The organism is Streptomyces californicus, assembly GCF_000717645.1.
In the GTDB taxonomy this organism is placed as follows: Bacteria; Actinomycetota; Actinomycetes; order Streptomycetales; family Streptomycetaceae; genus Streptomyces; species Streptomyces californicus.
Genome location: NZ_JNZZ01000017.1, coordinates 87988 through 112983, shown reverse-complemented (window position 1 = coordinate 112983; position 24996 = coordinate 87988). Strand labels below are relative to the sequence as shown.

The 24996-nt window shown below is 72.4% G+C and carries 20 protein-coding genes and 1 pseudogene; 8 read left to right on the top strand and 13 right to left on the bottom strand.

Annotated elements, in window-relative coordinates; all coding sequences use genetic code 11:
- Positions 1 to 80: 80 nt before the first annotated feature.
- Complete coding sequence (locus tag IF19_RS0122835) at positions 81 to 695, bottom strand: GNAT family N-acetyltransferase (protein WP_030117131.1); 615 nt, start codon at positions 693 to 695, stop codon at positions 81 to 83.
- Between the two features lie 103 nt (positions 696 to 798).
- Here IF19_RS0122835 and IF19_RS0122830 point away from each other — a divergent pair, with 103 nt between their 5' ends.
- Entirely contained in the window at positions 799 to 1272 is a 474-nt protein-coding gene (locus tag IF19_RS0122830; RefSeq protein ID WP_030117132.1) for an NUDIX hydrolase, read from the top strand.
- A gap of 66 nt (positions 1273 to 1338) precedes the next feature.
- Here the strand turns inward: IF19_RS0122830 and IF19_RS0122825 are convergent, their stop codons facing one another.
- The 4 genes from IF19_RS0122825 to IF19_RS0122810 all read right to left on the bottom strand — a co-directional run bounded on the left by IF19_RS0122825 (position 1339) and on the right by IF19_RS0122810 (position 5150).
- Positions 1339 to 2862, bottom strand: coding sequence for a catalase (locus IF19_RS0122825; RefSeq protein WP_030117133.1), 1524 nt, complete (start codon positions 2860 to 2862; stop codon positions 1339 to 1341).
- 287 nt (positions 2863 to 3149) lie between these two features.
- Positions 3150 to 3416 (bottom strand): GlsB/YeaQ/YmgE family stress response membrane protein, encoded by a 267-nt coding sequence (locus tag IF19_RS0122820; protein WP_030117134.1) that lies wholly within the window; start codon positions 3414 to 3416, stop codon positions 3150 to 3152.
- A gap of 240 nt (positions 3417 to 3656) precedes the next feature.
- The gene (locus IF19_RS0122815) at positions 3657 to 4622 is read right to left on the bottom strand and encodes an NAD(P)/FAD-dependent oxidoreductase (RefSeq protein WP_030117135.1); all 966 of its coding nucleotides are present in this window, start codon (positions 4620 to 4622) and stop codon (positions 3657 to 3659) included.
- 108 nt (positions 4623 to 4730) lie between these two features.
- A complete protein-coding gene (locus IF19_RS0122810; RefSeq protein ID WP_030117136.1) occupies positions 4731 to 5150 on the bottom strand; it encodes an ATP-binding protein in 420 nt (139 codons plus the stop codon).
- Between IF19_RS0122810 and IF19_RS0122805 the strand changes: the two are divergent.
- Both IF19_RS0122805 and IF19_RS1000000138405 read left to right on the top strand, forming a co-directional pair.
- A pseudogene (locus IF19_RS0122805) lies at positions 5149 to 6009 on the top strand (helix-turn-helix domain-containing protein); the annotation flags it as partial. The gene IF19_RS0122810 and the pseudogene IF19_RS0122805 overlap by 2 nt on opposite strands.
- Positions 6010 to 6098: 89 nt before the next feature.
- Complete coding sequence (locus IF19_RS1000000138405) at positions 6099 to 6371, top strand: DUF397 domain-containing protein (RefSeq protein ID WP_078580744.1); 273 nt, start codon at positions 6099 to 6101, stop codon at positions 6369 to 6371.
- A 77-nt stretch (positions 6372 to 6448) separates the two neighbouring features.
- Here IF19_RS1000000138405 and IF19_RS0122800 read toward each other — a convergent pair whose 3' ends face one another.
- The 4 genes from IF19_RS0122800 to IF19_RS0122785 all read right to left on the bottom strand — a co-directional run bounded on the left by IF19_RS0122800 (position 6449) and on the right by IF19_RS0122785 (position 9170).
- Complete coding sequence (locus tag IF19_RS0122800; RefSeq protein ID WP_030117138.1) at positions 6449 to 6691, bottom strand: hypothetical protein; 243 nt, start codon at positions 6689 to 6691, stop codon at positions 6449 to 6451.
- A 254-nt stretch (positions 6692 to 6945) separates the two neighbouring features.
- Entirely contained in the window at positions 6946 to 7818 is an 873-nt protein-coding gene (locus tag IF19_RS0122795) for an AraC family transcriptional regulator (protein ID WP_030117139.1), read from the bottom strand.
- A 179-nt stretch (positions 7819 to 7997) separates the two neighbouring features.
- Positions 7998 to 8759, bottom strand: a complete 762-nt coding sequence (locus tag IF19_RS0122790) for an isocitrate lyase/PEP mutase family protein (protein WP_030117140.1) — start codon at positions 8757 to 8759, stop codon at positions 7998 to 8000.
- Positions 8760 to 8936: 177 nt separating this feature from the next.
- Complete coding sequence (locus tag IF19_RS0122785; RefSeq protein WP_030117141.1) at positions 8937 to 9170, bottom strand: hypothetical protein; 234 nt, start codon at positions 9168 to 9170, stop codon at positions 8937 to 8939.
- 157 nt (positions 9171 to 9327) lie between these two features.
- Here IF19_RS0122785 and IF19_RS0122780 point away from each other — a divergent pair, with 157 nt between their 5' ends.
- Positions 9328 to 10341, top strand: a complete 1014-nt coding sequence (locus IF19_RS0122780; RefSeq protein ID WP_030117142.1) for a YdcF family protein — start codon at positions 9328 to 9330, stop codon at positions 10339 to 10341.
- 714 nt (positions 10342 to 11055) lie between these two features.
- On the top strand, positions 11056 to 13356 hold the full coding sequence (locus tag IF19_RS0122775; protein WP_030278003.1) for a FlgD immunoglobulin-like domain containing protein: 2301 nt from the start codon (positions 11056 to 11058) through the stop codon (positions 13354 to 13356).
- Between the two features lie 188 nt (positions 13357 to 13544).
- Here the strand turns inward: IF19_RS0122775 and IF19_RS0122770 are convergent, their stop codons facing one another.
- The gene (locus IF19_RS0122770) at positions 13545 to 14735 is read right to left on the bottom strand and encodes a hypothetical protein (protein ID WP_030117145.1); all 1191 of its coding nucleotides are present in this window, start codon (positions 14733 to 14735) and stop codon (positions 13545 to 13547) included.
- A gap of 230 nt (positions 14736 to 14965) precedes the next feature.
- Here IF19_RS0122770 and IF19_RS0122765 point away from each other — a divergent pair, with 230 nt between their 5' ends.
- The 3 genes from IF19_RS0122765 to IF19_RS1000000135475 are packed head-to-tail and all read left to right on the top strand — an operon-like array spanning position 14966 to position 17309.
- Positions 14966 to 15706: a histidine phosphatase family protein gene (locus tag IF19_RS0122765; RefSeq protein WP_050493978.1), complete on the top strand. Its 741-nt coding sequence runs from the start codon at positions 14966 to 14968 to the stop codon at positions 15704 to 15706.
- Positions 15703 to 15987, top strand: coding sequence for a hypothetical protein (locus IF19_RS0122760; protein ID WP_030117147.1), 285 nt, complete (start codon positions 15703 to 15705; stop codon positions 15985 to 15987). The genes IF19_RS0122765 and IF19_RS0122760 overlap by 4 nt, the downstream gene beginning before the upstream one ends.
- On the top strand, positions 15984 to 17309 hold the full coding sequence (locus IF19_RS1000000135475) for a zeta toxin family protein (RefSeq protein WP_050493979.1): 1326 nt from the start codon (positions 15984 to 15986) through the stop codon (positions 17307 to 17309). The genes IF19_RS0122760 and IF19_RS1000000135475 overlap by 4 nt, the downstream gene beginning before the upstream one ends.
- A gap of 723 nt (positions 17310 to 18032) precedes the next feature.
- Here the strand turns inward: IF19_RS1000000135475 and IF19_RS0122745 are convergent.
- The 3 genes from IF19_RS0122745 to cimA all read right to left on the bottom strand — a co-directional run bounded on the left by IF19_RS0122745 (position 18033) and on the right by cimA (position 24749).
- Complete coding sequence (locus tag IF19_RS0122745) at positions 18033 to 19418, bottom strand: hypothetical protein (RefSeq protein WP_030278001.1); 1386 nt, start codon at positions 19416 to 19418, stop codon at positions 18033 to 18035.
- A gap of 110 nt (positions 19419 to 19528) precedes the next feature.
- The gene (locus tag IF19_RS0122740; RefSeq protein WP_030278000.1) at positions 19529 to 22633 is read right to left on the bottom strand and encodes a glycoside hydrolase family 3 protein; all 3105 of its coding nucleotides are present in this window, start codon (positions 22631 to 22633) and stop codon (positions 19529 to 19531) included.
- A 508-nt stretch (positions 22634 to 23141) separates the two neighbouring features.
- Positions 23142 to 24749, bottom strand: a complete 1608-nt coding sequence (gene cimA / locus IF19_RS0122735; RefSeq protein ID WP_030117152.1) for a citramalate synthase — start codon at positions 24747 to 24749, stop codon at positions 23142 to 23144.
- Positions 24750 to 24996 lie beyond the last annotated feature (247 nt).

The window sequence follows — 24996 nt, the reverse complement described above, 5'->3', positions numbered from 1 at the left end:
CCCCGAACCTCGCCCCGGCCCCCGGACCTCGCCCCGACCCGCGCGCCCCGCCGCCCCCCGCGCGCCGTCGGCCCGCCCCGCTACCGCCCCGCGGACACGGGTTCGCGCCGCATCACCCACAGCACCGGGCCGCCGCCCGGCAGGGCCGCCTCGCCCAGCACGGTGAAGCCGAAGTGCTCGTAGAAGGGGAGGTTGTCCGGCTTGGAGGACTCCAGGTAGACCGGCAGCCCCGCCGCGTCGGCCTGGGCAAGCCCGGACCGCAGCAGCGCCGCCCCGTGCCCCTGGCCCCGGGCGGCCGGGTCCGCGCCGACGACGGCGAGGTACCAATGCGGCTCCTTGGGGCCCTGCTCGGCGGCGGCCTGGACCGCCTCCCGGAACAGCGGCGCCCGGTCGCCCAGGATCTCCTCCAGCTCGGCGACCGTCTCCGCGTCCGGGACCGCCTTCTCCTGCCCCTCCGGCGTCACCCAGAACGCGGCGGCCGACGCGGTCCGCTCGCACACCCCGTGGAGGCCGTACTGCCGGGTGAAGATCGTGGTGAAGTACCGCGTCAGATCGGGCTCGCGCGATTCCCCGCCGGGGAAGAACCACCCCATCATCGGGTCGTCGGCGAAGGCGCGGGCGAGGGTGCGGCTGATCTCCGGGGCGTCGTCGAGCGTGGCCGTCCGCGGAGTGTTCGTTATCGACATACGGGTCATTCTGCACGCCGATGATCTTCAGCGGGGAGGCGGCCCTGTCCCGCCCCGTGGAACCGGTGACCTGCCCGCCACCCGGTCGGCCGCCTGCCGGTAGCCTCCCCGGATGGACCGGAGACTGGCCGCGTACGCGGTGTGCGTCGAGGACGGGCGCGTGCTGCTCGCGCTGGCCGTGGGGCCGGACGACGACCGCGTCTGGACGCTCCCCGGCGGCGGCGTCGAGCACGCGGAGGACCCGTACGACGCGGTGGTCCGGGAGGTCGCCGAGGAGACCGGCCTGGAGGCCGAGGTGGTGCGCCTCCTCGGGGTGGACTCGCGGGTGGTCCCGGCGGCCGAGCGCCGCCGCCCCGGTACGCCCGAGCTGCAGAACGTCGGCGTCTTCTACCGCGTACGCGTCACCGGTGGAACCCTCCGCCCCGAGCCGAACGGCGACACCGCCACGTCGGTGTGGACCCCGCTGCCCGAGGTCGCCCGCCTGCGCCGGTCCTCCCTGGTGGACATCGGCCTCGCCCTGGCGGAGACCCTCCCGGCCTCCGGCCACGTGAACCCGGTGCCGGTCGGCGGACTGATCCAGCACTGAGCAGCCCGAGGCCCCGCACTCCATGGACGGAGTGCGGGGCCTGGGGCAGGCTGCTGAAGTCGGCCGCTACGCCTTGCGCTGCATGGAGCTGCGGGCCGGGTTGGCCTGTTCGGCGGCCTTCGGGTCCTTCTCGCCGGCCTTCTCGCGGACGCCCTGTTCGATGCGCTGCCCGATCGTGGCGTCGATGTTCGTCCAGTACGCGAACGCGCGCTTGAGGACCGGCTCGGTCACCCCGTTGAGGAGGTGGCCGACCACGTTGTCCACGAGGCGGTCGCGCGCCGCGTCGTCCAGGACCTCGCGGACCATCGTGCCCGCCTGGCCCCAGTCGTCGTCCTCCGCGTGGTCCACGTAGGCCGCCCGGGTGATGTCGCCGTCCGCGTACCAGCTCGGCGGGGTGCCGTAGCGCTCCGTGTCCGCCGCCGGGCCGCCCTTGGAGTTCGGGGCGTAAACCGGGTCGGAGGTCTTCCGGTACGCCATCGCCCCGTCCTTGGAGTACGTGTGCACCGGGGCGACGGGGGCGTTGACGGGAAGCTGCTGGTAGTTGCCGCCGATGCGGTAGCGGTGCGAGTCCGCGTAGCTGAACAGCCGCGCCAGCAGCATCCGGTCCGGGCTCGGGCCGATGCCGGGGACCAGGTTGTTCGGCTGGAACGCCGCCTGCTCGATCTCGGCGTGGTTGTCCGTGGGGTTGCGGTCCAGCGTCATCCGGCCGACCTCGATCAGCGGGTAGTCGCCGTGCGGCCACACCTTGGTCAGGTCGAACGGGTTGAACCGGTAGTCCTTGGCGTCCTCGTACGGCATGATCTGAACCTTCAGCGTCCAGCTCGGGAAGTCGCCGTCCCGGATGTGCTCGAACAGGTCACGCGTGTGGTAGTCCGTGTCCGCGGCGGCCATCTGGTCGGCCTCGTGCTGCGTGAACGTCTCGATGCCCTGGTCGGTCTTGAAGTGGTACTTGACCCAGAACTTCTTGCCCTCGGCGTTGATCCACATGTACGTGTGCGAGGTGTAGCCGTTCATGTGGCGCCAGGTGCGCGGGATGCCCCGGTCGCCCATCAGCCAGGTGACCTGGTGGGCCGACTCCGGCGAGAGCGTCCAGAAGTCCCACTGCATGTCGTGGTCGCGGAGGTTGTTGTCCGCGCGGCGTTTCTGGGACCGGATGAAGTGCTGGAACTTCATCGGGTCCTTCACGAAGAACACGGGGGTGTTGTTGCCCACCATGTCGTAGTTGCCTTCGCTGGTGTAGAACTTCAGCGCGAAGCCGCGCGGGTCGCGCCAGGTGTCCGGGCTGCCCCGCTCCCCCGCCACGGTGGAGAACCGGGCGACGAGGTCGGTCGTGACGCCCGGCTGGAAGAGCGCCGCCTTCGTGTACGCGGACACGTCCGCGGTCACCTCGAACTTCCCGAACGCGCCGCTCCCCTTGGCGTGCGGCTGGCGTTCCGGAATGCGTTCGCGGTTGAACTGGGCCATCTGCTCGATCAGGTACGAGTCCTGGAGCAGGATCGGCCCGCCCGGTCCGACGGTGAGCGAATGCTCGTCGCTCTCCACCGGGGCGCCGGAGTCGGAGGTGGTCGGCTTGCGCGAGGTGTCGGTCATGTCGTCGTTTCCTCTTGTCCTCTTGTTCGTCTTCCGCGGACGTGCCGGGGTCGGCCCCTGCGACGGCTGCCCTACTGACCCCTGCCAATGTAGGCAGAAGCGGACGAATCAACCCGTCGAGAAATCGGCCGTACGCCGTCGGGGCCGGGACGCCGCACCCCGCCGGGGCCGGGGCCCCGGGTCACCGCGCCCAGCCGGGGCGCCGGGGACCCGAGGTCACCGCATGACGCCGGACGCCTGGGGCCTGGGGCGCCGGACGTCAGGAGCCTGGGCCCCGGGGCGCCGGGTCATCGGGAACGCTGGCCCGCGATCATCCGGTAGATGAGCAGGACGATCACCGAACCGACGATGGCGGCCACCCACGTCGAGAGACTGAAGAAGCCGTCGATCGAGTCGACGCCGAAGATCACCTTGCCGAGCCAGCCACCCAGCAGACCGCCCACGATGCCGATGATGATCGTGATGATGCAGCCCCCGGGGTCCTTGCCGGGCATCAGCGCCTTGGCGATGAGCCCGGCGAACAGGCCGATGAGGATCCAGGCGATGATGCCCACGGAAGTCTCCCTTTACGTCTCCGACGCCCGGCGCCCTCGTGGCGGCGGGCACTCTCCGCGTATCCCCTCAACCGGAACTCACACATCCGCCGGGCCCCGGCCTTCACCCCTGCGACCTCCCCTTCGCCGGTCCGCGTTACGCCGTACGGGCCTTCGCCCCACCACGCAGCTCCGCCCGCCGCACCGCCCGTCGCGCGCCCCGCCGACCGGGCCGAACCGCCCCGCCGCACTCCCCGCCCCTCACGCGCGGCGGGCCGCCACCGCCAGTCGGGTGTCCTCCGTGATCAGATCGCCGTTGAGCGCCCCCGCCGCCATGAGCCCCGCGGCGGCCGCGCCGACCACCTGCTCGGTGAGGCGCGTGACGTTGCCGGCCGCCCAGACCCCGGGGACCTCCGTCGCGCCGGTCGGGTCGCTCGGGATGTACGTCCCGACCACCGTTCCGGCCATCTCCTGCGCCACCGGCGTGAGCCCCAGCGACTCCAGCACCGCCGACCGGGCGGTGAACCGGGCCTGCACCACCAGCGCCTCGCGCGGGACCACCCGCCCGGACGTCAGCCGTACGCCGGTGAACCGGTCGTCCGCGATCTCCAACCCCGCCACCTCGCCGTCCACGACCGCCACGTCGCGGGCCGCCAGCTCCTCGTACTCCTCCGCCGACGGCTCGGGGCCGGTGTGGAGGAAGAGCGTCACGTCGTCGCTCCACTGCCGCCACATCAGCGCCTGGTGCACGGCGAGCGGGCCGGTGGCGAGCACCCCGATCGGGCGGTCCGCGACCTCGTGGCCGTGGCAGTACGGGCAGTGCAGCACCTCGCGCCCCCACCGCTCGGCCAGCCCCGGCACGGGCGGCAGCTCGTCCACGAGCCCGGTCGTCACCAGCAGCCGCCGCGCCTCGACGCTCCGGCCGTCCTCCGTCACCACCCGGAAGCCCGCGTCCTCGGCCCCGGGCAGCCGCTCGGCCGAGGCCACCCGGCCCGACACGATCTCCGCCCCGTACCCGGCGGCCTCGTTCCGGCCGATCGCCAGCAGCTCGCCGGGCGGGGTGGACTCGCGGCCCAGGTAGTTGTGCACGTGGGAGGCGGGGGCGTTACGGGGCTCGCCCGCGTCGATCACCAGAACCGAGCGCCGCGCCCGCGCCAGGGCCAGCGCCCCGCTCAGGCCGGCCGCGCCGCCGCCCACGATCACCACGTCGTACCGCTGCCGCTCCATACCGCGCCTCCTTCGTCGTCGCCGGAGACCCGTCCATGGCCTCCGCTCGATGACGAGAGTGCGCCGAAGCGGCCGAAACGACAAACATACTTGCCGTAACGGCAACAGCTAATTTCGGACCACGCTGAACTCGCACCACACGATCTTGCCGGGATTACGCTCCTTCACGCCCCACGCGTCCGCCACGGCGGCGACCAGCAGCAACCCGCGCCCGCCCTCGTCCTCCGGCCCCGGCGGAACCTCCGCCGGGCACACCTCGCCCTCGCCGCTGTCGTGCACTTCGAGGCGGATGGTGCCGTCCACCCGCTCCAGGTGGATGTGGACCTTGAAGCCGCGCCCCGGCGGCACCCCGTGGCGGAGCGCGTTGGTCGCCAGCTCGGTCACGCAGAGCAGCACGTCGTCGGCCCGCTGCTCGCACTCCCACTCGACCAACGCCTTGCGCGCGAACTTGCGTACGACGGGGATCGACCTGCGCTCACGGCAGTAGAAGGCGGCCCGGAAGTAGGAGAGTTGGGATGTCTCGTTCATGCCCCCACGCTCACACGGTGTAACTAGGGTTCAGCAGAGCGTCGAGATGTACAAACGCGTTTGTACGGGTTCTGACGGGTGGACAACGGCGTCGATGGGGGATAGCCAGACCATGCAACCGGGAAAGCAGAGCGGCACCAGGCGTGTTACCTCATGGCAGTTGGTCGGGGCGCAGTTGCGCCACTTCCGCAAGCTCGCCGGGCTGACACAGGCAGCCCTCGCCGAATTGGCCAAGGTGGGCGAGGACACGATCTCCTCGATCGAGCAGGGACGACGGGCCCTCCAACCGGACCTGGCCACCACACTCGACAAACTGCTCGACACCAAAGGCGCGTTGAGGGTCGCGGTGGAGGGCATCCCGCGGAAGGAGCGGTATCAGGCACTGGTCAATGACTTCGTGCAGTACGAGCAGAGCGCGGTGAGCCTGTACTCGTACCAGTCGCAGCTCATCCCGGGGCTGCTCCAGACCGAGGCGTACGCGCGGTTCATCTTCGGCTGCAACTACCCTCCCCTTGAAGAGGAGGAGATCGAGCAGCGGGTGGCGGACCGCCTCGACCGCCAGAAGATCCTGGAGCGCAAGCCCCGGCCGATCCTCCACTTCATCCTGGAGGAGAGCATCCTGCACACTCAATTGGGCGACCCCGATGTGATGCTGGAGCAGCTCCTCCATCTGCGGCGCTGCATGGATCTGCCGTTCGTCACCGTCCAGATCATGCCTCGGAGCGCCCCTCAGCACGCCGGACTCGCGGGGCCTCTCGTTCTGCTGGAAACGCCCGACCACGATGGACTCGCCTACATCGACGGTCAGCTCCGCGCCGAGCTGTACGACGAGGCCGCCGACGTCAGCGCGCTGATGCAGAGATATGGGATGCTGCGTACCCAGGCGCTCACCGTCGAGAAGAGCGCCCGGCTACTGGACGCACTGCTTGACGCACTGCTTGGAGAAACATGTCCCGCGCAGCACACCCCGGCCCTGGTCCCGTCGCCCTCCACTGGTTCAAGTCGAGCTACAGCAACGGCGACGGCGGGGACTGCATCGAAGTCGCCTACCACTGGCGCAAGTCCAGCTACAGCGACGGTGACGGCGGAGCCTGCGTCGAGATCGCCGCGCACCCCGCCGCCATCCACATCCGCGACTCCAAGGTGACCGAGGGCCCCGTCCTCACCGTCGCGCCCGGCACCTGGAGCGCCTTCGTCGAGGGCAGCGCCGCCGCCCTCTGAACCCGGTCGGCACCGCCCCGCGTCCGGGCCGCCAAGGCGGCCGGAAGCGGGGCGGGTTCATGTCTGCGGCGGCCGGATCAGTAGCGCACCCACAGCTCGTACACGCCCGGCTTGCCCGCGTACGGGTTGCAGATGAAGACGCGGCTCCAGAGAGCGTTGTCGGCACCGGCGTTCCCGACCGCCTGGCACTCCGCCAGGCTGGCGTGGTGACTGCGGAGCCAGAAGCCGGGGCCCGTCGCGGAGGCCGTCGAAGCGGTGCCGAGCAGCATCGCGCCGGCCGTCGCCACCGTCACCGCGAGCGCGGCAATACGTCTGTGCATGTCGGTAACTCCCTTTTCCGTCAACACACATGACTGTGTGCCAGTGAATGGTCAGAGCCGAACCGAACAGCGCGCGCCGCCAGGAGAAAGCTAGCGAGCGGAGCACACCCGCACAATAGGTCTGGACCATCAAGGCATCGCATATGCCCGATGGCCGTAAACCTCCGTCGTGCCACTTCTTCCGCCGCACCGCGCACGGGACCGCCGCAGCCGCGCGGGCGACCGCCGCGACCGCGTACGGGGCCGGGGCGAGGTCAGCTCCCGGGCGACCGCTCCACCGGAATCCACAGCTCCGCCTCCGCCCGCTTCCCCTCCTCCGTCAGCCGCACCCGCAGGATCTCGGGGCCGGGCCGGGAGGCGTACGGGTTCGACGGGAACCACTGGGTGAACACGTCCCGCCAGAGGTACTGCAGGGCCTGCGGGAACGCGCCCTCGTTCTCGAAGACCGCCCATGTGCCCGCCGGTACGGAGAGGGCGTCCGTGCCTGCCGGGGGCTCCGCGCCGGTCACCACACCGTGGTAGTAGTCGAGTTCGGTGCCCTCCGCGCGGCTCGGGTCGAGCTGATCGCTCACCCCGACGACGCCTGCCGGCTGCTGGTCGGAGAGGGCCGCGATGCGGTCCAGCTCCTCCTTGCCGATCCCCCGGATGAACTCCGCGATGGCCGGATTCGGCCCCTCGTGGACGAGCGGGACGCGGGCCCGCCTCCCCACCACCCGGAAACCGTCCTTCTCCACCAGTTTGTACCGCATGGCCGTACTCCCTTCGACGACGAGTCGGAAGGTCAGCCGTTGCTGGGACCGCAGCACCGCGCCCGTTCGCCGCGCCTCGCCCGGTCCGATGCCGTGCACGGCCCGGAAGGCGCGGGCGAAGCCCTCCCCCGTGTCGTAGCCGTGGCGCACCGCCACCTCCAGCAGCGTGCGTTCGGGGGCGGCGAGCACCTCGGCTCCCGCGACCGTCATGCGGCGGCGCCGGATGTACTCCGCCAGCGGGAGCCCCGCCAGCGCGGAGAACATCCGGCGGAAGTGGTACTCCGAGGTCATCGCAATCCGGGCGAGGTCGGCCGCGTCGATGCGCTCACCGAGGTGGGCCTCGATGTGTTCCATCGCGTCGTTCAGCTGTTCCAGCAACTCCTGATTTCCTTCCCTTGCCCGTTCACCGTAGGAAGGGACCAGGGTGCCGGACCCGACCGTGCCGGACCCGGATCGGTCGGGTCCGGGCACGGTCGGGGAGGGGCGCGGACGGACCCGGGCACGGTCGGGTCCGGACCGTGCGGGATGCGCTGCCGGGGCCCGGCGGGCGGGGCCGTCTACGGGGCCCAGGGGCCGAGCATGTCCTTCATCGTGTCGGTCAGCGCCATCTGGAGCAGCGGGCCGTAGGTGACCCGGCCGACGCCGAGACGGCGGAAGCGCTCCAGGTCGTGCTTGACCGGGTGGGCCGTGGAGTTGACGGGTACGGAGACGGCGGCCGTGACCGCCGTGAGCAGCTCGTCGTTGTCCTGGATCTTCACCGGGTAGACGCTGTCCGCGCCGGCCTGCACCAGGGCCCGCAGCCGTTCGATCGCCTCGTCCAGGACGGCGGCGGGGTCCTCCGCGTGAGCGAAGAGGTCGGTGCGCCCGTTGATCCAGACCGGGACGCCCGCCTCGTCGGCAGCCGCGCGCAGGCCCGCGACGTACGCCGCGTGCTCCTGCGTGGTGCGGACGCGGCCGCCCTCGGAGTGCACGGTGTCCTCGACGTTGAGGCCGACGCCGCCGACCTCGATGAGCCCGGCGATGAGGTCGGCGGGCTTCTGCCCGTACCCGGCCTCCAGGTCGACCGAGACGGGGACGTCGACAGCGGCGATGATCGGGCGGACGGCGGCCAGCACCTCCTCGAAGGTCTGGCCCTCCTGGTCCTCGGCTCCCCGGGAGTCCGCGAGGGGGTGGCTGCCGATCGTCAGCGCGGGGAATCCGGCGGCGACGGCCGTCCGCGCGGACCAGGCGTCCCAGACGGTCGGGAGCACGAGCGGCTGGTGGTCGGCGTGCAGTTGCTTGAGGCGCTGAGCGCGCTCGACAGTGGTACGAGAGTCCATGACCTGGACGCTACCCCCGGATCGGCCGGAGCAACGCGCCGGCGGGGCCGCTGCGGAGAGGCACTGCTGCGGCGCGGGCGGGGCGGGCACGGGGGCGGCACGGGAAAGGGCGGGCGCGGCCTGTGCGGCCGCGCCCGCCCTTTCGTCTTCCGTGTCCAGCCGGTTCGTTCAGCCGGTTCAGCTGAGCTTGGCGCCTTCCACGGTGCTGGTGACCGTGCCGGCGGTGGAGGTGGTGGCCCCCGCCGCGCCCTCGACCAGCTTGCCGAGGTCGCCGACGTCGTCCAGCGCTCCGAGGGAGACGGCCGGTTCGGCGGCGTGGGCGGTGTCGCCGCCGCCCGGGGGCGGGGAGATGGCGGCGATGACCGCTCCGGTGGCGAGGGTGACGACGGCGAGTACGCTGCGCTTCTTCATGCCGGGTTCAACGGCCCGGGGCCCGGAAAGGGCACGCCCTGTTCGCGCATCACCGTCGCGGGACTGCGCCACGGGCCGCTTCGGCAGGGCTTCGTCGCAGGTCACCGTAGGGGGAGCCGATGTCGGGGCGGGGTGGTGCGCTGCCTAGTCTGTGCGCATGGTGGTCTACGCCCCGGCGGCACTCCTCTTCCTCGTCTTCTGCGTGAGCGTGCTGCGCGAGCGCAGAAAGTTCAGCAACGCCGTCGTGCTCGGACTGGCCGTGCTCTGCGCACTGGCCGGTCTGCTGTACCGGCTGGTCGACTCCGGTTCCGCCTCGGCCCCGTTCGTCCTGTGGGCGCTGCTGGTGCTGGGGGCGGTGGCCGTGCTCGTGCTGACGTGCTTCCTGTTCCTCAACGGCGTACGCATGCTGCGCAAGGAGGGCAGAAGCCCGACCAACCTGCTCTCCCTGCTGGCCGCCCTGGGAGTCCTCGCCGTCATCGCCCTGCTGGCCACCGCCGCCGCGCTGCGGACGCCGCTCCTGATCGGCGCGGCCACGGCGGCGGGCGGTCTGGCGCTGTACTTCTCGTTCCTCTTCCTGTGCTTCGTCTGCTACGCGTTCCTGTACGGGCGGCTGCGCGTGCGCCGTAAGGCCGACTTCGTGGTGGTGCTGGGCTCGGGGCTGATCAACGGCTCCACCGTGCCGCCGCTGCTGGCGAGCCGGCTGGAGCGGGGGCGCGAGGTCCACGCGCGGCTGTCCCGGCGCGGCGGGTCCCCGGTGCTCATCACCTCGGGCGGGCAGGGGCCCGACGAGGACCTGCCCGAGTCCCACGCCATGGCCGACCACCTGATCGCGCAGGGCTTCCCCGCCGACCTCGTCCGGCGGGAGGACCGGTCGCGCAACACCGAGGAGAACCTGCGGTACAGCAAGGCGATCATGGAGGAGGCCAAGCCCGACTACCGGTGCGTGGTCGTCACGAACAACTACCACGCCTTCCGCGCCGCGCTCACCGCCCGGCGGGTCCGCATCCGGGGACAGGTGGTGGGCTCGCCCACGGCCGCGTACTTCTGGCCGAACGCGACGCTGCGCGAGTTCACCGCGATCCTCGTGGACTACCGGCGCAGCAACGTGGTGATGTGCGCCCTGATCCTCCTGGGCGGGGTGGCCGCGTGGTGGGCGGCGGGCCGGGGCTAAGGGCCGGCCCCACCCAGGCGTGAAGGGATCCTCGCTGCGCTGCTCAGCTGCTGTTCAAGGCAGTGAGCACGTGGCCCAACTCATTCGGCATCACAGCGACGAGAACGGGGCCCTCGGGAGAACTGCACTCGACGATTCGACACCCGCCGTTGATCTTCATCGCCTCGCGCCATGACGGTGATCGCATGCCGACCTGCCGCAGTCCCTCGGGGAGGGACACCGCTGCTCCGGCTCTGGTCCGTGGCTCCCAGCCCGCTCCGGAGGGGCCTACCAGCAGTCGCCCCCGCAGCCATCGACCTTCCTGTGAAGGATGTCGGAGCAGGCACGGGACCTTGATCACATCTCCCTCAGCGGCAGTGTCCGCCCGCTGCCTCACTTTGCGTCGGAGCAACCACGCCGTCAGCCCTCCTGCCGCCAGGACAACCACCAGTTCGACCACTTCAGCATTCAAGCAGCTCAGCACGTGAGCGCCCAGCCCTTCCACACCCACCGTTCCAGCGGGTTCGCTTCCGACCGGCCCTCGGAATCCGCGAGCCCGCCGGTTTCACGATGCCGACGACCTCCCTCCTCACCGACCGGCCCCAGCCTGCGGGAGGTGCCTGCTCCCGCCCCCTTTTCGCCCACATGGCGAGCACAACTCCCCCACATATGACTTATGTTGATCACGCTCGCATCGCGGATGCGCGCCGATGGTCAACTGACAAGGGGGGTCAGGTGTCCCGACACCTGTTCATGAACAGCCGTCACCGCAGCCTGCGTACCGGACGCGCCGCGGGGGCGGCGGCGATCGCGGTGGCGCTGGCGGCGGGGCTCGCCACGGCGCTGCCGGCCACGGCGCGGGCCGCCGGGAAGGCGGAGGCCGCGGAGGTCCTGATTCCGGCGCCCGACGCGTATGACGAGGGGCCGGAGACGATCCTGTCGACCGGCCGGAACGGGGTGCTGCACCGCGAGGGCGACGACTACCTCTGGACGAACTCGTACAACCGCCGGACCCGGGTCGTCACCGAACTCGCCACCGTTCCGGAGCACTTGATTATCAAGGGCCACACCGAGAGCAACCTGGCGATGTACCGGCAGCAGCGCGCGGACGGCGGCACGGACGTCGTCCGGATCGGCCTGGAGGACCCGCGCTTCAACGCCACGGTGACCGTGCCCGCGGGCTACCTCAACCTGCGCTTCGCCGGCGCCTGGATGGTCGTCACCGTCGACAAGGGCGACGGGACCTACGAGATGCGGGTGGCCCGGGGCGGCGCCGAGTCGGCGGACCCCGTCGTGCGGCTGCCCGCAGGGGCCACCACCGACGCCGAACCCGTGGTCCTCGGCGGGGAGGGCAGCGACGTCCTCATCGGCTACCGGCTCGCGGACGGCTCCCCGGGCTACGGCATCCTCACCGCGTACGACGGCCGGGTGAAGCCGCTGCCGGTGACCGGTGACGCGAACAGCTTCCGGATCACCCAGTCGACCGTGAGCTGGTTCTCGCGGAACGGCGCCGGGGGCCAGGGCGTCCGCATCCTGCCGCGCAGCGGCACGGGCACCCCCAAGGTCGTCCCGCTGGACACCCGGTCCACGGACAGCGAGGTCACCACGTTCGTGGCGGACGACACCGTCATCTGGCACGAGGGCGTCGGCGGTCCGCTGCGGCTGACGCCGCACACCGGCGTGGAAACCGAGCGCACGCTCCTGGCGTCGGTGGAGTTCGCCCAGCTCCTGGGCGAGGGGGGCGGAAGCGTCCTGGCCCTGGGCAAGGACGCTTCCGGGGTCCGGGCCATCCACCTGTTCAGCCAGGACGGCATCGGCGAGATCTTCGACCTGGTGATGCGGGAGACGCCGAAGGTCAAAACGGCGGACGGCGAGATCGGCGCGCTGAGCCTGGACCGGGGACGGCTGCGGTACGTCAACTCGCTCGTCGGCGAGCACACGTTGCACGGCAAGGGCGTCGGGACCGGTCTCGGCCCGGCGGAGGGCGCGCGGCTCGCCGACTTCCCCGGGCTCGCGCCGGGCCGCTTCGCCGACGGTTCGGACGAGGGGCTCGCCCGGCTGGTCACCGACCCCGCGAGCGGCAGGGACGCCCTGGTGACGGGCGACGACCCGGACCGGCCGTCGGAGGGCCTGGTCCTGCCGGGGACCGGCGGACGCATCCTGGACGCGGCACCGGAGTTCGTGCTGTACGAGGCGGGCGGACGGCAGTACGTCGTCGACACCGCTCGTGACCTCGTGGTCCGCGACCAGCGGGCGCAGGGCGCGGTGCTGGACGGGGACCGGCTGATCAAGTCGGCCCCGGGCAAGCCGGGCACGCTCAACGTGGTGGACCCGCGCACCGGGCGGGCGACCGCGAGCCACGACCTCGGCGTGGACTGCGTACCGAGCGAACTCCAGCGCAGCGGCACCCTGGTGTACTGGAGCTGCGCCTCGCAGGACGCGGCGGGCGTGTACGACACGGCGACCCACCGCGACTACCCCGCCCCGGTCTCCGGGGTCCTGCTGGGCGACCGCTTCCTCGCCGCGCGCGAGGCGTCCGGCGACCTGCGGCTGACGGCGCTGCGGCCCGACGGCTCCACCGGCGACCTGGGTACGGTGACCGGGCTGAAGCCGCCCGCTCAGGGCGACGGGCGCGGCACCACCTGGACCCTGGACGCGGACGCGGGCAAGCTCGCCTGGGTCGGGGCCGACGACACCGTCCACGTCACCGCCCCGCAGCAGGCCGTCTCCCCGCTCAACGTCACCCACTCCGCCGTGCCCGCCACCGCCGCGGGGACTTGGCGGGCCGCGTGGTGGCTGTCCAAGCCGGCCGCCTCCTGGAAGGTGACGCTGGTGCGCCGCTCGAACGGGGGGACCGTCCGGACCTGGACGGGCGAGGACGCGCGCGGCGCGGTCCGGGTCGACTGGGACGGTACGTCCGCCTCGGGCGAGCCCGCCCCGGCGGGCGCGTACACCTGGCGGCTGACGGCCACCCCGGCGGACGGCTCGGGCGCGGACGCCACGGCCTCGGGCACACTGCGGGCCACGACGGGCTGAGCGCGCACGGTCGTCCGGTGGGGGCGGTAGGCCGAGCGCGTACGGTCCGGGGGCGAGCCACCAGCCGCTCCCGGGCCGCCCGCCGCCTCCATCCGGTCCCCCGAGGTGAGCGTCCGCCCGCCTGCTCAAGCAGGCGAGGCGCGGCCCTCGTCACCGGCAGCGTCCCCACGCGCCATCGGCCCTGATCCTCAGTGCCAGGTGTTGTCGTTTACGGGGGTCTGGGTCGGGAGACGGTAGCCGAATTCCTCCCGGAGCCGCGGGCCGGCAGCGTCCGAGCGCATCGCCAGGGCGACGAGCGCGGCCAGGCCGAGCGCCCAGATGCCCGCGACGATCACCGCGGGCGCGCCATCAGTGGTCCGGGGGGCCAGGGCCCCGAGCGCTCCCGCGCCCAGCGCCGCCCAGACCGCCGTCGCCGCGTGCAGCTCGGACGCCTGGGCAGCCGTCGCGTTGACAGCGTGCGCGCGGTCGACGGCGGTCACGTCCGCTCCGCCGCGGCGTACCCGTACAAGGGTGCGTCGCAGGCGCCGGATCCGGAGCACCGCGATGCAGGGGAGGAGGAGCAGGCACAGGACACCGAGTCCGGCACCGCCCAGCCGCACCTGTTGCCAGAGGGAAGTCGTGGGCGAGATCGACGGGCTCATCACGGCGAGCACGGCGATGACGAGGGCCGCGCGTGCGGCGGTCCTCGCGCGGTCGAGGCCGGTGGCCTCGGCGCGGTCTCGGGCCTTGACCTGCTGCCGCAGCTTCGTGTCCGCGTCGCCGAGAAGGAGCCGTGCGCGCCCCTGTTCGCCGAGGGCCTGTGCGGGGAGGCGGGCGCTCGCCAAGCGGGCCCACCGTCGGCCGGCGGCGGTCAGAGCGAGGACGAGCGGGACGCACAGCACGCCCAGGACGAGCAGCGTCATGGCGACCGGCGGCCAGGCGGACGCGGCGAGCAGCACCCCGGCCGTTGCGAGGAGGAGGGAACCGATGACGCTGGTGGTGGTGACCGCCGGGAAGAACGGCGTGCGGCTGACGGGACCACGCACCTCGACCGCGTTCCCCAGCGACGGGGAGCCGTTGGCCGCCGCGTACATGCCCGCGAGCGCGAGGTGCCGGCAGGTCAGGGCGTAGCCGAGCACCGTCAGAAAGACGGCGGCACCAAGGCCCGCGGCGACGAGAGGGCCTCCGAACACCGTCACGAAATCCGGTCGGTCGTCAGGGAAAGCGAAGCCGCCGATGATCGCGAGGAGAGGAAGCAGAGCGAACAGCGACCCGCAGCCCGCGGCGGCCGCGCCCGACACGCTCACCAGACCGTCGGTGATCAACACTCCGCGGGTGGGCGGAAGCTCACGACCGCGATCGCGCCGCTCGTCGCCCAACGGGCCGCGATTCGCTCTCATGCCCGCCAGGCTCTCACGGCCCCCGAGCCCTCGGTCGATCGCGTCGGCAACCCTTCGGCCCCCGGACCCTACGCCTTAAGGCCGCCGTCCTTCCCCCTCCGGCCGGGCGGGCCGACTCCGCGCGGTCCGAACGGCGTGAAGGGGCCGATCGCGAAGTTGGTGAGGATCGGCCGAAAGCCGGTGCGGCCCGCGCACACGCGCCGCTAAGTTCGTACGGAGAAGGGAAACCAGTGACATCACCTCGTCTCGTTCCACCCTCCAGCCTGTCCGCCGTCCGAGCGATCCGGCACGGTCGGAGCACGGCCAACCTCGCGTTCGCCGAAGCCGAGCGGACCGGGGCGACCGGCCTTCCCGTCAGCGGCGTCGACCGGGACGTACCGCTCTCCCGGTCAGGGATCGACCAGGCGCGGGCTCTGGGCCGCTGGTGGTCCCACCTACCTCCCGGACACCAACCCGACCTGGTCGTCTGCTCGCCGTACGAGCGCGCGATGCGGACCTGGCAGGAGATGGCCCGCACCGCCGCCGACGTCGTCGACGTGGAGACCGTCGTCGACGAGCGGCTCCGGGACCGGGAGATGGGGGTGTACGAGCTGTACACGCCTGCTGCTCTGCGGGCCCGCTCGCCGGAGGAGGCCGACCGGCGCGAACGGGTCGGTGAGTGGCACTACCGGCCGCCCGGCGGGGAGGCCATGACCGATGTCGCCGTCCGCGTCGGCCAGTTCCTCACCGACCTGGACCGGGCGGCGCAGGGGCGCTCGGTGCTCATCGTCGCCCACGACGCGATCGTCATCGCCTTCCGCCACGTCCTCGGCGGCATCGGAGCCGTCGCCCCCGGCCGGCTCCCACCCGTCCCCAACGCCTCCGTGTCCACCTGGGAGAACCGAGGGGGCCGCCTCGCCCTCACCTCCTGGGGCGACACCCGACACCTCACCCGGCCGACCACCCCGACGAAGGAGACGCCTCACCGATGAACGACCGCACCGACCCGATCCTCCATCAGGTCACCCCGGTCCCCGGGGGCCTGTACGCCGACAGCTCCTACGAAACCGTGCTGAGCGAGGTGCGGAACACCTTGGGCTCGGTCTCGGCCGCCCTGCCGGACGCGGACGGGGAGCGCAAAGCGGCCCTGGAGGACTTCCGCCGCCGGCTCGCCCGTACGCAGACCGAGATCCGGCCGGGCGACGACGACGGGCTCCAGGCCGCGCGGGACCTGTGCATGACCGTACGCCGGTACATGGGCGTGGCCGGGTGAGCCCCACGACGGAGGGCGCACTCCCCCGCGCGGAGAACGTCAGGCTGTTCCAGGAAGGGATCGCCCGTGACCTGCTGGACGGCTGCACTCCGCAGGAGCGTCCGGTCGCCGTGATCGTCTGCGGCCAGACCGGCGCGGGCAAGACGGCCATCACCGCCATGGTGAAGGACGCACTGGACCGGCTCGGTTCGGCGGCCTGGATCAACATGGACTTCTACAACCCCTACCACCCGCATTACGCCCGCTGGCAGGCCGAACGGCCGCAGGAGGCCGACGCGCTGGTACGCCCGGACGGCGACCTGTGGTGGGAGCAGGCCCAGGACTACGCCCTGTCCAGGGGCTACAACATCCTTCTGGAGTCCGCGGCGGTCAGTCCCGCCGAGTTCGAGGACATCTGCCGGCGCATCCAGGACGCGCCCCGGCCGCCCGGCGCCGCGCCCTACCGGATCGAGGCGGCGTTCGTCGCCGTCGCGGGACCGATCAGCGAGTTCGGCACCCGCAACCGCTTCGTGCACGAACTGCGGGAGCTGGGCCACGGGCGCCTGGTCGACCGGGAGATCCACAACGCCTCCCTGGACGGCGTGCTGCGCAGCGCGGCCGCGTTCGAGCGGGAGGGTCTGGGAGACCTCGGCCTCGTCATGCGCCGTGACGGGAGCCCCGTGTACTCCCGGACCGTCACCCCCGGGCTGCCGGTAGCCGAGGACCAGCTCACCCTCGTGCACGCGGTGCAGCGGGAACGCGACCGCCAGCTGACTCCGCTGGAGGCCGCTCAGTTCGCCGCCCGCTATGCCGACACCGCATTACGGGCGCCCGCGTTCATGTCGGCCGAGCTGGCGGACATCGCCCGCGCGGTAGCCCCGCTCCTGCCGGAGCCGACCACCCGGTGGACCGATCTCGCCGAAGAGGCGCAGCGGTTGCGGGGGGCCGTCCCCGGTGTCCCCGATCCGACGCTGCCGGCCCGGTCGGACGCGGACCTCGTGCAGTTGCTCGCGCACTCCGTGGCCGAGCGGCACGCGGCGGGGGAAGCGGGGCCGTCACCCCAAAGCCGGCGGATCCTGGCGGAGATGGCACGCCGGTCGGTCCTCCCTGCCGAGCAGAGGGCATACGAGGCCTCCGAACGGCAGCGCCTGCGGTCGAGCGACACACAGCTCGTCACGAAGCCGGGTTCGACCCTGCCGGTACGGCCGTCGACGGCGACGGCCGCCAGAAGCCGGTCGACGACCGGTACGCGGCCACCGCAGCGCCAGCAGGCTCAGCAGCCCCTGCCCCCGCCCCAGCGGACCGGACCGGAGCCACAACACCGGCCAGGACACAGCAGGTAGCCGGCAGCGGCCTGCGGTCGAGCACCTGGCCGCGCGGCGTCGAGCACCTGGCCGCGCGGCTCGGCATCGAAGATCCGACGGCGATGAAGCGGGCCTCGGAGTCGAAGCGCACGGCGCTGCCGACCACGGTGACGCGGCGGCCGGAGGCGGCGAGTACGGGCAGGCGGGTCCTGGCCGGGCGCCGAACGCTCCCGCCGAGCAGGTCCGACGTGCCCTGACCGAGCCGGCGCGTACGTGGCCGGTGGCACAGGCTCCCACCGCCGCACCAGCGCGGGCTACCCTCCTGAAGGCGTAGCCACTCAGCCACGCCCGGACGGTCATCCGGAGCGATCATGCAGACTCAAGGCAGAGGCAGATCGGCACCGTGGGCGAAGGTCCTCGCAGCGTTCGTCCTCATCGTCCTCATGCCCTTGGCCCTTCTGTTCCTGGTCGGCTTCCAAGGGTCCGGGGCGTTCCCGTGGTGAGCGAGACCGCCGAGCACGGCGGGCCTCGGTGACGCAGCACGGCCACACCCGGCTCGTGCCACCACGATCCCGGTGACGCCGGGACCGCGCGTACCGGTGAGCCCCGCGGGCGGCTCGTTCTGTACAACGGACGGCGAGGACCCACGGACCGCGTACCGGCTCGACCATCCTGGACCGCACCTGTGAGCCCCGGGCTCCGGCTGAGGGGATCCACCGGAACCCGGGGCGCTGTGGGAGGGCCGTGGTGCGGCGGCGGGGCTCAGAACCCGCCGCCGTCGAAGCCGCCGCCCCCGAAGCCTCCGCCGTCGCCGAAGCCGCCCCCGCCGAAGCCGGAGGAGTCGAAGTCGGAGCCGGAGAAGTCGCCGCCGCTCCAGTCGCCGCCCGTGCCGTCGCCGCCGCCGAAGTCGCCGCCGCCGTACTCGGAGGCGTACGCCGGGGTGGCGAGCATCGAGCCGAGCAGGGTGCCGGCCAGGAGGCCGGGGAGCAGGCCGCCGCCGAAGTAGCCGCCGGCCCAGGGGCCGTAGGCCGGGCCCGCCTCCCAGTACGGGCGGCGGCGGCCGTCGCCGGTGTCGACCGTGCGGCTCATCGGGTCCTCGCCGCGGGCCAGGCGGGCCTCGTCCGTGCCGCAGACCGGGACCTCGCGGGGCGCGCCGCCGGGCGGGGTCCAGCGGACGTCGGCGACCGCGGGGCCGTGGCGGGGGTCGAAGAAGCACGGCGGGCGGCGGGCCGGGATCTCCGCGCCGGTGCGGCGGGCCTCCAGGACGGCGAGGGAGTAGCGGCCGTCCTCCAGGGACTGGGTGACGGGGCGCACGTCCGAGGGGTGCGTGGCCCGGTCCATCCGCGCCTTGGCGGTCTCGTAGGAGTCCAGCGCCCGTTCGTAGTCGGCGCGCATGGCGTCGTCCGCGCCCTTCTCTGCGGGGTGGAAGTCGAGCCGTTCCAGCGTCTCCCCGTACGCCGTGATGTCCTCGTCCACGACGACCCGGAGCTTGTCGAGGGCGGCGCGCTCCTCTTCCTCCTTGCGGCGCTTGGTGCGGCGGGAGATCGCGTACGCGCCGACGCCGCCCGCCGCGACGAGCGCGCCGAGCGTGATGAGGCCGCCGACCGGTGCGCCGGAGGCGTCCCTCGCGCCCGTGCCGCCGGACCAGGAGGCGGGGGCGGAGCCCCGGGCCTGTTCGACGGCCCGGTCGACGAAGGCGTTGAGCTGGGCGTCGGCGCTGCGGGCGGTGGCCGGGTCCTCCACGGCGGCGGTGAGGTTCTGGACCGCCCGGACGGGCATGACCCGCGGGTCCGCGCCCGCGTCGAAGCCGTCACCGAGGCGGACGGCGTAGACGCCGGTGATGCCGGTGTCGTTGCGCAGGGTCCTGAGGAGGGTGTCCTCGGGGAAGGCGGGGGTGTCGGGGAGGACCGCCACGAACACCGGCTTGCCGGCCTCCGTGATCTTGTTCTCCAGGGCCTTCTCGTCGGCGGCGGAGAGCTGGTCGCGGGCGGCCGGGTCCACGTAGACGGGATCGTCGCGCAGGGCCTGGGCGGCGTCCTGGATGGTCCCGGCGGGCGCGGCCGACGCCGGGAAGGTCAGGGCGAGGGCCGCTGCCGCCACGATGAGCAGCAGGCCCGCCAGCAGCGCGGGGAAGAGCCTTTTCCTCATACTTCACGCTACTCCAGGCGGGCGACGAACGCCGTCGCCCGCCCGGAGAGCGCGTTCTGCGGGGTGCCGCGCGGCGCGGTACGCCGTATGCAGCGGCGTACCGCGGGGTGCTAGGCGGCGCGGTACGCCGTGCGCAGCTTGGCCACCGCTCCGGTCAGGTCACCGGTGAGCAGCAGGTGGTCCGCCTCCGCGAACGGCTTGGAGACCGCCTGGGTGAACCTGCCGCCGATCTTCTGCTGGACCAGCAGCCGGGCCTGGTCCACGATCGCCTTGCCCGCCGGGGTCTTCCCCAGCTTGGCCTTCTCCGCGACCTCGGCGGCCACGCCGAGGGCGGCCAGCGTCAGCTCGCCGCCGGCCGGGGGCTTCCGCAGGGTGGTGAGGCCCCAGCCGTAGGGGAACTGCGGGTCGTAGTCCCGGTCCCCGACGTTGACCGGCACCTGGGACTCCGACTTCGGCCAGGTCACCGGGAGCTGTCCGGTGAAGGCGCGCTTGCCGTAGAGCACGTCGGCCACGCCGTCGCCCTCGGAGCCGGGCAGCCAGGACGCCACCAGCGCGTCCATGTCGCCCAGCCGGTCGTCGAGGAGCTGCGGGCGGCCGGAGACGACGAGGACCGCGCACTTCATGGCGGCGCAGACCGTGTCGATCGCCTTCTTGTCGGCGTCCGTCAGCTCCAGGTCGTGGCCGTTGCCGACGTCGCCCAGGCCCTCGGCGTACGGGGTCTCGCCCACGATCACCACGCCGACGTCATGCCCGTCCGTGGCGGCGGAGGCGTCCTTGGAGTAGGTGACGGACTCGGGGCTCCTCGCCGCCTTCCGCATGCCCTCCAGGATGGTGGTGCCGGCGGTGGTCTTCCCGGAGGAGCCCTGCCAGCTGATGGTCCAGCCGCCGGCCTGGTTGCCGATGTCGTCGGCGTTGGACCCGGCGACGTACACCTTCTGGTTCGGCTTGAGGGGCAGGACCGCGCCGTCGTTCTTCAGCAGGACCTGCGACTTGGCGGCCGCCTCGCGGGCGACGGCGCGGTGGGCGGCCGAGCCGACCTCGTCCAGGTGGGTGGTGTCCGCGTACGGCTTCTCGAAGAGGCCGAGGCGGAACTTCTGGGTGAGGATGCGGGCGACCGCGTCGTCGATCCGGGCCTGGCTGATCCGGCCCGCCGCGACCTCGTCCTTGAGCGTCCTGGTGAAGTCCTGGTACGCGTTCGGGACCATGATCATGTCGAGCCCGGCGTTGACGGACGTACGGACGTCGCTCGCGTAGTCGCCGGGGATCTGGTCGATGGCCTGGTAGTCGCTGATGACGAAGCCCTCGAAGCCCATGCGATCCTTGAGGACGCCGTTGATCATCTCGCCGTGGGCGTGCATCTTCACGGGGCCCTGGTCGTCACCGGTGATGTCGAGCGAGGAGTACGACGGCATGATCGTGCCGACGCCGCGCTTCACCGACTCGGCGAACGGCGGGAGGTGGACCGCCTCCAGCTCCTGGCGGGTGACCTTGGTGACGCCCTGGTCGATCGTGTACGAGCCGGTGGTGGACGAGCCGTACTCGGTGCCGCCGTCCCCGACGAAGTGCTTGGCGCTGCCGAGTACCTTGTCGTTGCGGTGGAGGTCCTTGCCGGACGGGCTGCCCTGCATGCCCTGGATGACCGTCTCCATGGCCTCGACCAGCGCCGGGTCCTCGCCGAACGCCTCGTAGGAGCGGCCCCAGCGCTCGTCGCGGGTGACGCAGACGCAGGGGGCGAAGTCCCACGGCACACCGGAGGCGCGGACCTCCTTGGCGGTGACCGCACCGGTCTTCTCGGCGGTCTTCGGGTCGCGGCCCGCGCCGAGGCCGATGTTGTGCGGCATGATCGTCGCGCCCACGACGTTGTTGTGGCCGTGCACCGCGTCCACGCCGTAGATCAGCGGGATCTGGAAGCGGGTGGCCTGGGCGCGCAGCTGGTAGGCGTCGACCATCTTGGCCCACGCGGCGGCCGTGTTGGGGCTGGGGACCGAGCCGCCGCCGGAGAGCAGCGAGCCGAGGTCGTAGGCGGCGATGTCCCCGGGGGCGCGGAGCGCGTTGCGCTCGGCCTGGGTCATCTGGCCGGCCTTCTCCGCCAGGGACATGCGCCCCACCAGGTCCGCGACGCGCTGCTTCACCGGCAACTTCGCGTTCTGGTACGGGAGTCCGTGGGCGTCGATGACGACCTGCGGGTTCTCCCGGGGGGCCTTGGCGCCGGTGACGGTCAGCTCCAGCGGGACGGTCTTCGCCTCGGACGCCCTGGCCGCCTTCGCCGTGCGGACGGTGACCTTGTGGCTGGTGCCGGAGGCGGTGCCGGCGGGGAAGGTGTGGCTGCCGGTGACGGGGGTGTAGTCCTTGCCCGCCTCGGCCGTGCCGCCCTTGGTGGCGTACGTGACGGTGACGGGCTCCCCGATGGGCGCGGAGCCGGTGGTGGCGACGGAGAGGGTGATGTCGGCGCTGCCGCCGTTCTTCACCGTGCGGACGGCCGTGTCGGTGACGAGGCTCGTGGTGAGCGCCGGCTCCGCCTTGCCGTACAGCTCGACGGCGTCCATGGCGAACTGTCCGGGAGCGCCGCCGGGCAGGGTGACGGCGTAGCCCCACATCTCGTTCAGGCCGAGGATCTGGTCGATGCCGCCGACGGGCTGGTAGTCGGTCCGGTAGACGAAGTCCGCGAAGGGGATCTCGACCAGGTGCCAGCCCTCCCAGTCGTCGGTGAAGGAGGTGGTCCACAGCTCGGACGCGCCGCCGTTGGCGCCGCCGTCCTTGATCTCGAAGTTGATCCGCTTGCCGGAACCGGGCGGCAGCGGCGCGGTGTTCTGGCCGTACCACCAGAAGCGGATGCCCTGGTGGGCGGTCCAGTTCTGCGGCGGCGCGGCCACGGCGAACTCGTGGCTGAATCCGCCGTAGGAGCTGATGTCGTAGGAGCCTTCGAGGACCTTTTCCCCCTCGGGGGCGTCCGCGCGCTCGGTCAGCTTCAGCTTCGGGTGGTCGGCCGCGCCGCCGCCCCAGGTGAAGATCGCGTCGGCGGGCGGCTGTCCGCCGAGCGGGACCTCGCCCTCGAAGCGGTCGACGAGGACGGGGGCGGGTTCGTCGGCGGCCGCCGCGGCGGGGCCGGTGGCCGATCCGGCGAGGAGGGTGGCGAGGACGGCCGCGGCGGCGAGGACGGCGGTCGCGGGTCTGCTTCTGCCCTTGCGGGCGCGGGGGTACGGGATGCGGGGCATGGGTGAGAGCGCTCTCATCTCGGGTCGGAGGGGCGGAGGGTTGACGGGCGGAGGGGCGGAGATCCGGGCGGTGTACGGGATTTCGGGTGACGCGGCACGCGGGACGACGGGGTGGATCGTGTCGCGGTGCCGCCGCGCGCCGTCCTGGGGCACGCGGGTGCGGGCGGCGCCGGCCGTGGACGGCGCCCGGCCGCTCGACGCAGTCGAGCACACCCGTGACCCCGCCCGGTGGCAGCCGGGCGGAACGGCGCCGGCGGCCCACCCGGGTGCGCGCCGCCCGTGGACCGCGCGGCGGCCGGGGACGGCCTCGGAGCCGGCTCCCCCACGGGCGCCGATGGTGCGGCTGGAGTCAACCGCGCCGATTCCGTGCCGTCAATACTTCACGCCGCAATTGACCCCGTCTCATCTCCCGTGCAGGCGGCGGGCCTTGTCCGTTCAACTCCTGAACGCGCGAGAGCCGCCACCCGGGTCCGGGTGGCGGCTCTCGCCGCAGGGTGCCGTCGCGGTGCTACTCGGTGGGCTCGATGCCCGCCCGCAGCAGCCCGTAGGTGTACGCGTCCTCCAGCGCCTGCCAGGAGGCGGCGATGACGTTCTCGGCGACCCCCACGGTCGCCCAGTCGCCGGTGCCGTCGCCCGTGGTGATGAGGACGCGGGTGGTGGACTCGGTGCCCGTACGGCCTTCCAGGATGCGGACCTTGTAGTCGACCAGCTCCAACTTGGCGAGCTGCGGATAGATCCGCTCCAGGGCCACACGCAGCGCCCGGTCGAGGGCGTTGACCGGGCCGTTGCCCTCGGCGGTCGCGACGATCCGCTCGCCCTTGGCCCACAGCTTCACGGTCGCCTCGTTGGCGTGGGTGCCGTCGGGGCGGTCCTCGACGATCGCCCGCCAGGACTCCGTACGGAAGTAGCGGCGGGCCCGGCCCTCGACCTCGCCGCGCAGCAGGAGTTCGAAGGAGGCGTCGGCCGCCTCGTAGGTGTAGCCCTGGAGTTCGCGTTCCTTGACCCGCTCCACGACCCGGCCGACCAGGGCGCGGTCGCCGCCGAGGTCGATGCCGAGCTCCTTGCCCTTGAGCTCGATGGAGGCGCGGCCGGCCATGTCGGAGACCAGCATCCGCATGGTGTTGCCGACCCGCTCGGGGTCGATGTGCTGGTAGAGGTCGGGGTCGACCTTGATCGCGGAGGCGTGCAGCCCGGCCTTGTGGGCGAAGGCCGAGACGCCGACGTACGGCTGGTGGGTGGAGGGGGTGAGGTTGACGACCTCGGCGATGGCGTGCGAGATGCGGGTCATCTCCGCGAGCGCGCCCTCGGGCAGCACGGTCATGCCGTACTTGAGTTCCAGGGCGGCGACGACGGGGAAGAGGTTGGCGTTGCCGACCCGTTCGCCGTACCCGTTGGCCGTGCACTGGACGTGGGTGGCCCCGGCGTCCACGGCGGCCAGGGTGTTGGCGACGGCGCATCCGGTGTCGTCCTGGGCGTGGATGCCGAGCCGGGCGCCGGTGTCCGCGATGACGGTGGAGACGACGGCCTGGATCTGGGCGGGGAGCATGCCGCCGTTGGTGTCGCAGAGGATGACGACCTCGGCGCCCGCCTCGTACGCGGCGCGGACCACGGACTTCGCGTACGCGGCGTTGGCGCGGTAGCCGTCGAAGAAGTGCTCGCAGTCCACGAAGACCCGACGGCCCTGCTCGCGCAGGTGGGAGACGGTGTCGCGGACCATCTCCAGGTTCTCCTCCAGGGTGGTACGCAGGGCCAGCTCGACATGGCGGTCGTGGGCCTTGGCGACCAGGGTGACCACCGGGGCGCCGGACGTCAGGAGCGCCTTCACCTGGGGGTCGTCGGCCGCGCTGCCACCGGCCCTGCGGGTCGCGCCGAACGCCACGAGCTGGGCGTTCCTGAACGTGATCTCCTGCTGGGCGCGGGCGAAGAACTCGGTGTCGCGCGGGTTGGCCCCCGGCCAGCCGCCCTCGATGTACCCCACACCGAAGTCGTCCAGATGACGGGCGATGGTCAGCTTGTCGGCGACCGTCAGGTTGATGCCCTCACGCTGAGCACCGTCGCGCAGTGTGGTGTCGAAGACATGGAAACTGTCGTCGGTGGCGTTGGCCTTGGTGGTCATGCTGATCTGGCTCCTGTCGGATGAGTGGACCGGACGATCTGGTTCCACTTGCCCCCATCATCCCGCGCGCGCCGTCCCGGCCCGGGTGCGGACCGGAAAACAAAAAACCCCTCGCGGGTGCGAGAGGTCTGCGCGCGGGTCTGGGGCACGATGGCCGCGCCGTACGGGGTGGTACGGGGCGGTCACTGCGGACCGGCGCGCCTGCTGCCAATAATCATGACGAACGAGGACACGGCAGCAGTCTGGC

What these genes read in the sequence shown, in the direction of transcription:
- IF19_RS0122815 (WP_030117135.1), bottom strand. Translation starts at nt 4,622, where the DNA reads ATGGAGCGGCAGCGGTACGACGTGGTGATCGTGGGCGGCGGCGCGGCC.
- IF19_RS0122825 (WP_030117133.1), bottom strand. Translation starts at nt 2,862, where the DNA reads ATGACCGACACCTCGCGCAAGCCGACCACCTCCGACTCCGGCGCCCCG.
- IF19_RS0122740 (WP_030278000.1), bottom strand. Translation starts at nt 22,633, where the DNA reads ATGCCCCGCATCCCGTACCCCCGCGCCCGCAAGGGCAGAAGCAGACCC.
- IF19_RS0122790 (WP_030117140.1), bottom strand. Translation starts at nt 8,759, where the DNA reads ATGGACTCTCGTACCACTGTCGAGCGCGCTCAGCGCCTCAAGCAACTG.
- IF19_RS0122800 (WP_030117138.1), bottom strand. Translation starts at nt 6,691, where the DNA reads ATGCACAGACGTATTGCCGCGCTCGCGGTGACGGTGGCGACGGCCGGC.
- cimA (WP_030117152.1), bottom strand. Translation starts at nt 24,749, where the DNA reads ATGACCACCAAGGCCAACGCCACCGACGACAGTTTCCATGTCTTCGAC.
- IF19_RS0122780 (WP_030117142.1), top strand. Translation starts at nt 9,328, where the DNA reads ATGGTGGTCTACGCCCCGGCGGCACTCCTCTTCCTCGTCTTCTGCGTG.
- IF19_RS0122770 (WP_030117145.1), bottom strand. Translation starts at nt 14,735, where the DNA reads ATGAGAGCGAATCGCGGCCCGTTGGGCGACGAGCGGCGCGATCGCGGT.
- IF19_RS0122760 (WP_030117147.1), top strand. Translation starts at nt 15,703, where the DNA reads ATGAACGACCGCACCGACCCGATCCTCCATCAGGTCACCCCGGTCCCC.
- IF19_RS0122810 (WP_030117136.1), bottom strand. Translation starts at nt 5,150, where the DNA reads ATGAACGAGACATCCCAACTCTCCTACTTCCGGGCCGCCTTCTACTGC.
- IF19_RS0122745 (WP_030278001.1), bottom strand. Translation starts at nt 19,418, where the DNA reads ATGAGGAAAAGGCTCTTCCCCGCGCTGCTGGCGGGCCTGCTGCTCATC.
- IF19_RS0122830 (WP_030117132.1), top strand. Translation starts at nt 799, where the DNA reads ATGGACCGGAGACTGGCCGCGTACGCGGTGTGCGTCGAGGACGGGCGC.
- IF19_RS1000000138405 (WP_078580744.1), top strand. Translation starts at nt 6,099, where the DNA reads ATGTCCCGCGCAGCACACCCCGGCCCTGGTCCCGTCGCCCTCCACTGG.
- IF19_RS0122835 (WP_030117131.1), bottom strand. Translation starts at nt 695, where the DNA reads ATGACCCGTATGTCGATAACGAACACTCCGCGGACGGCCACGCTCGAC.
- IF19_RS0122785 (WP_030117141.1), bottom strand. Translation starts at nt 9,170, where the DNA reads ATGAAGAAGCGCAGCGTACTCGCCGTCGTCACCCTCGCCACCGGAGCG.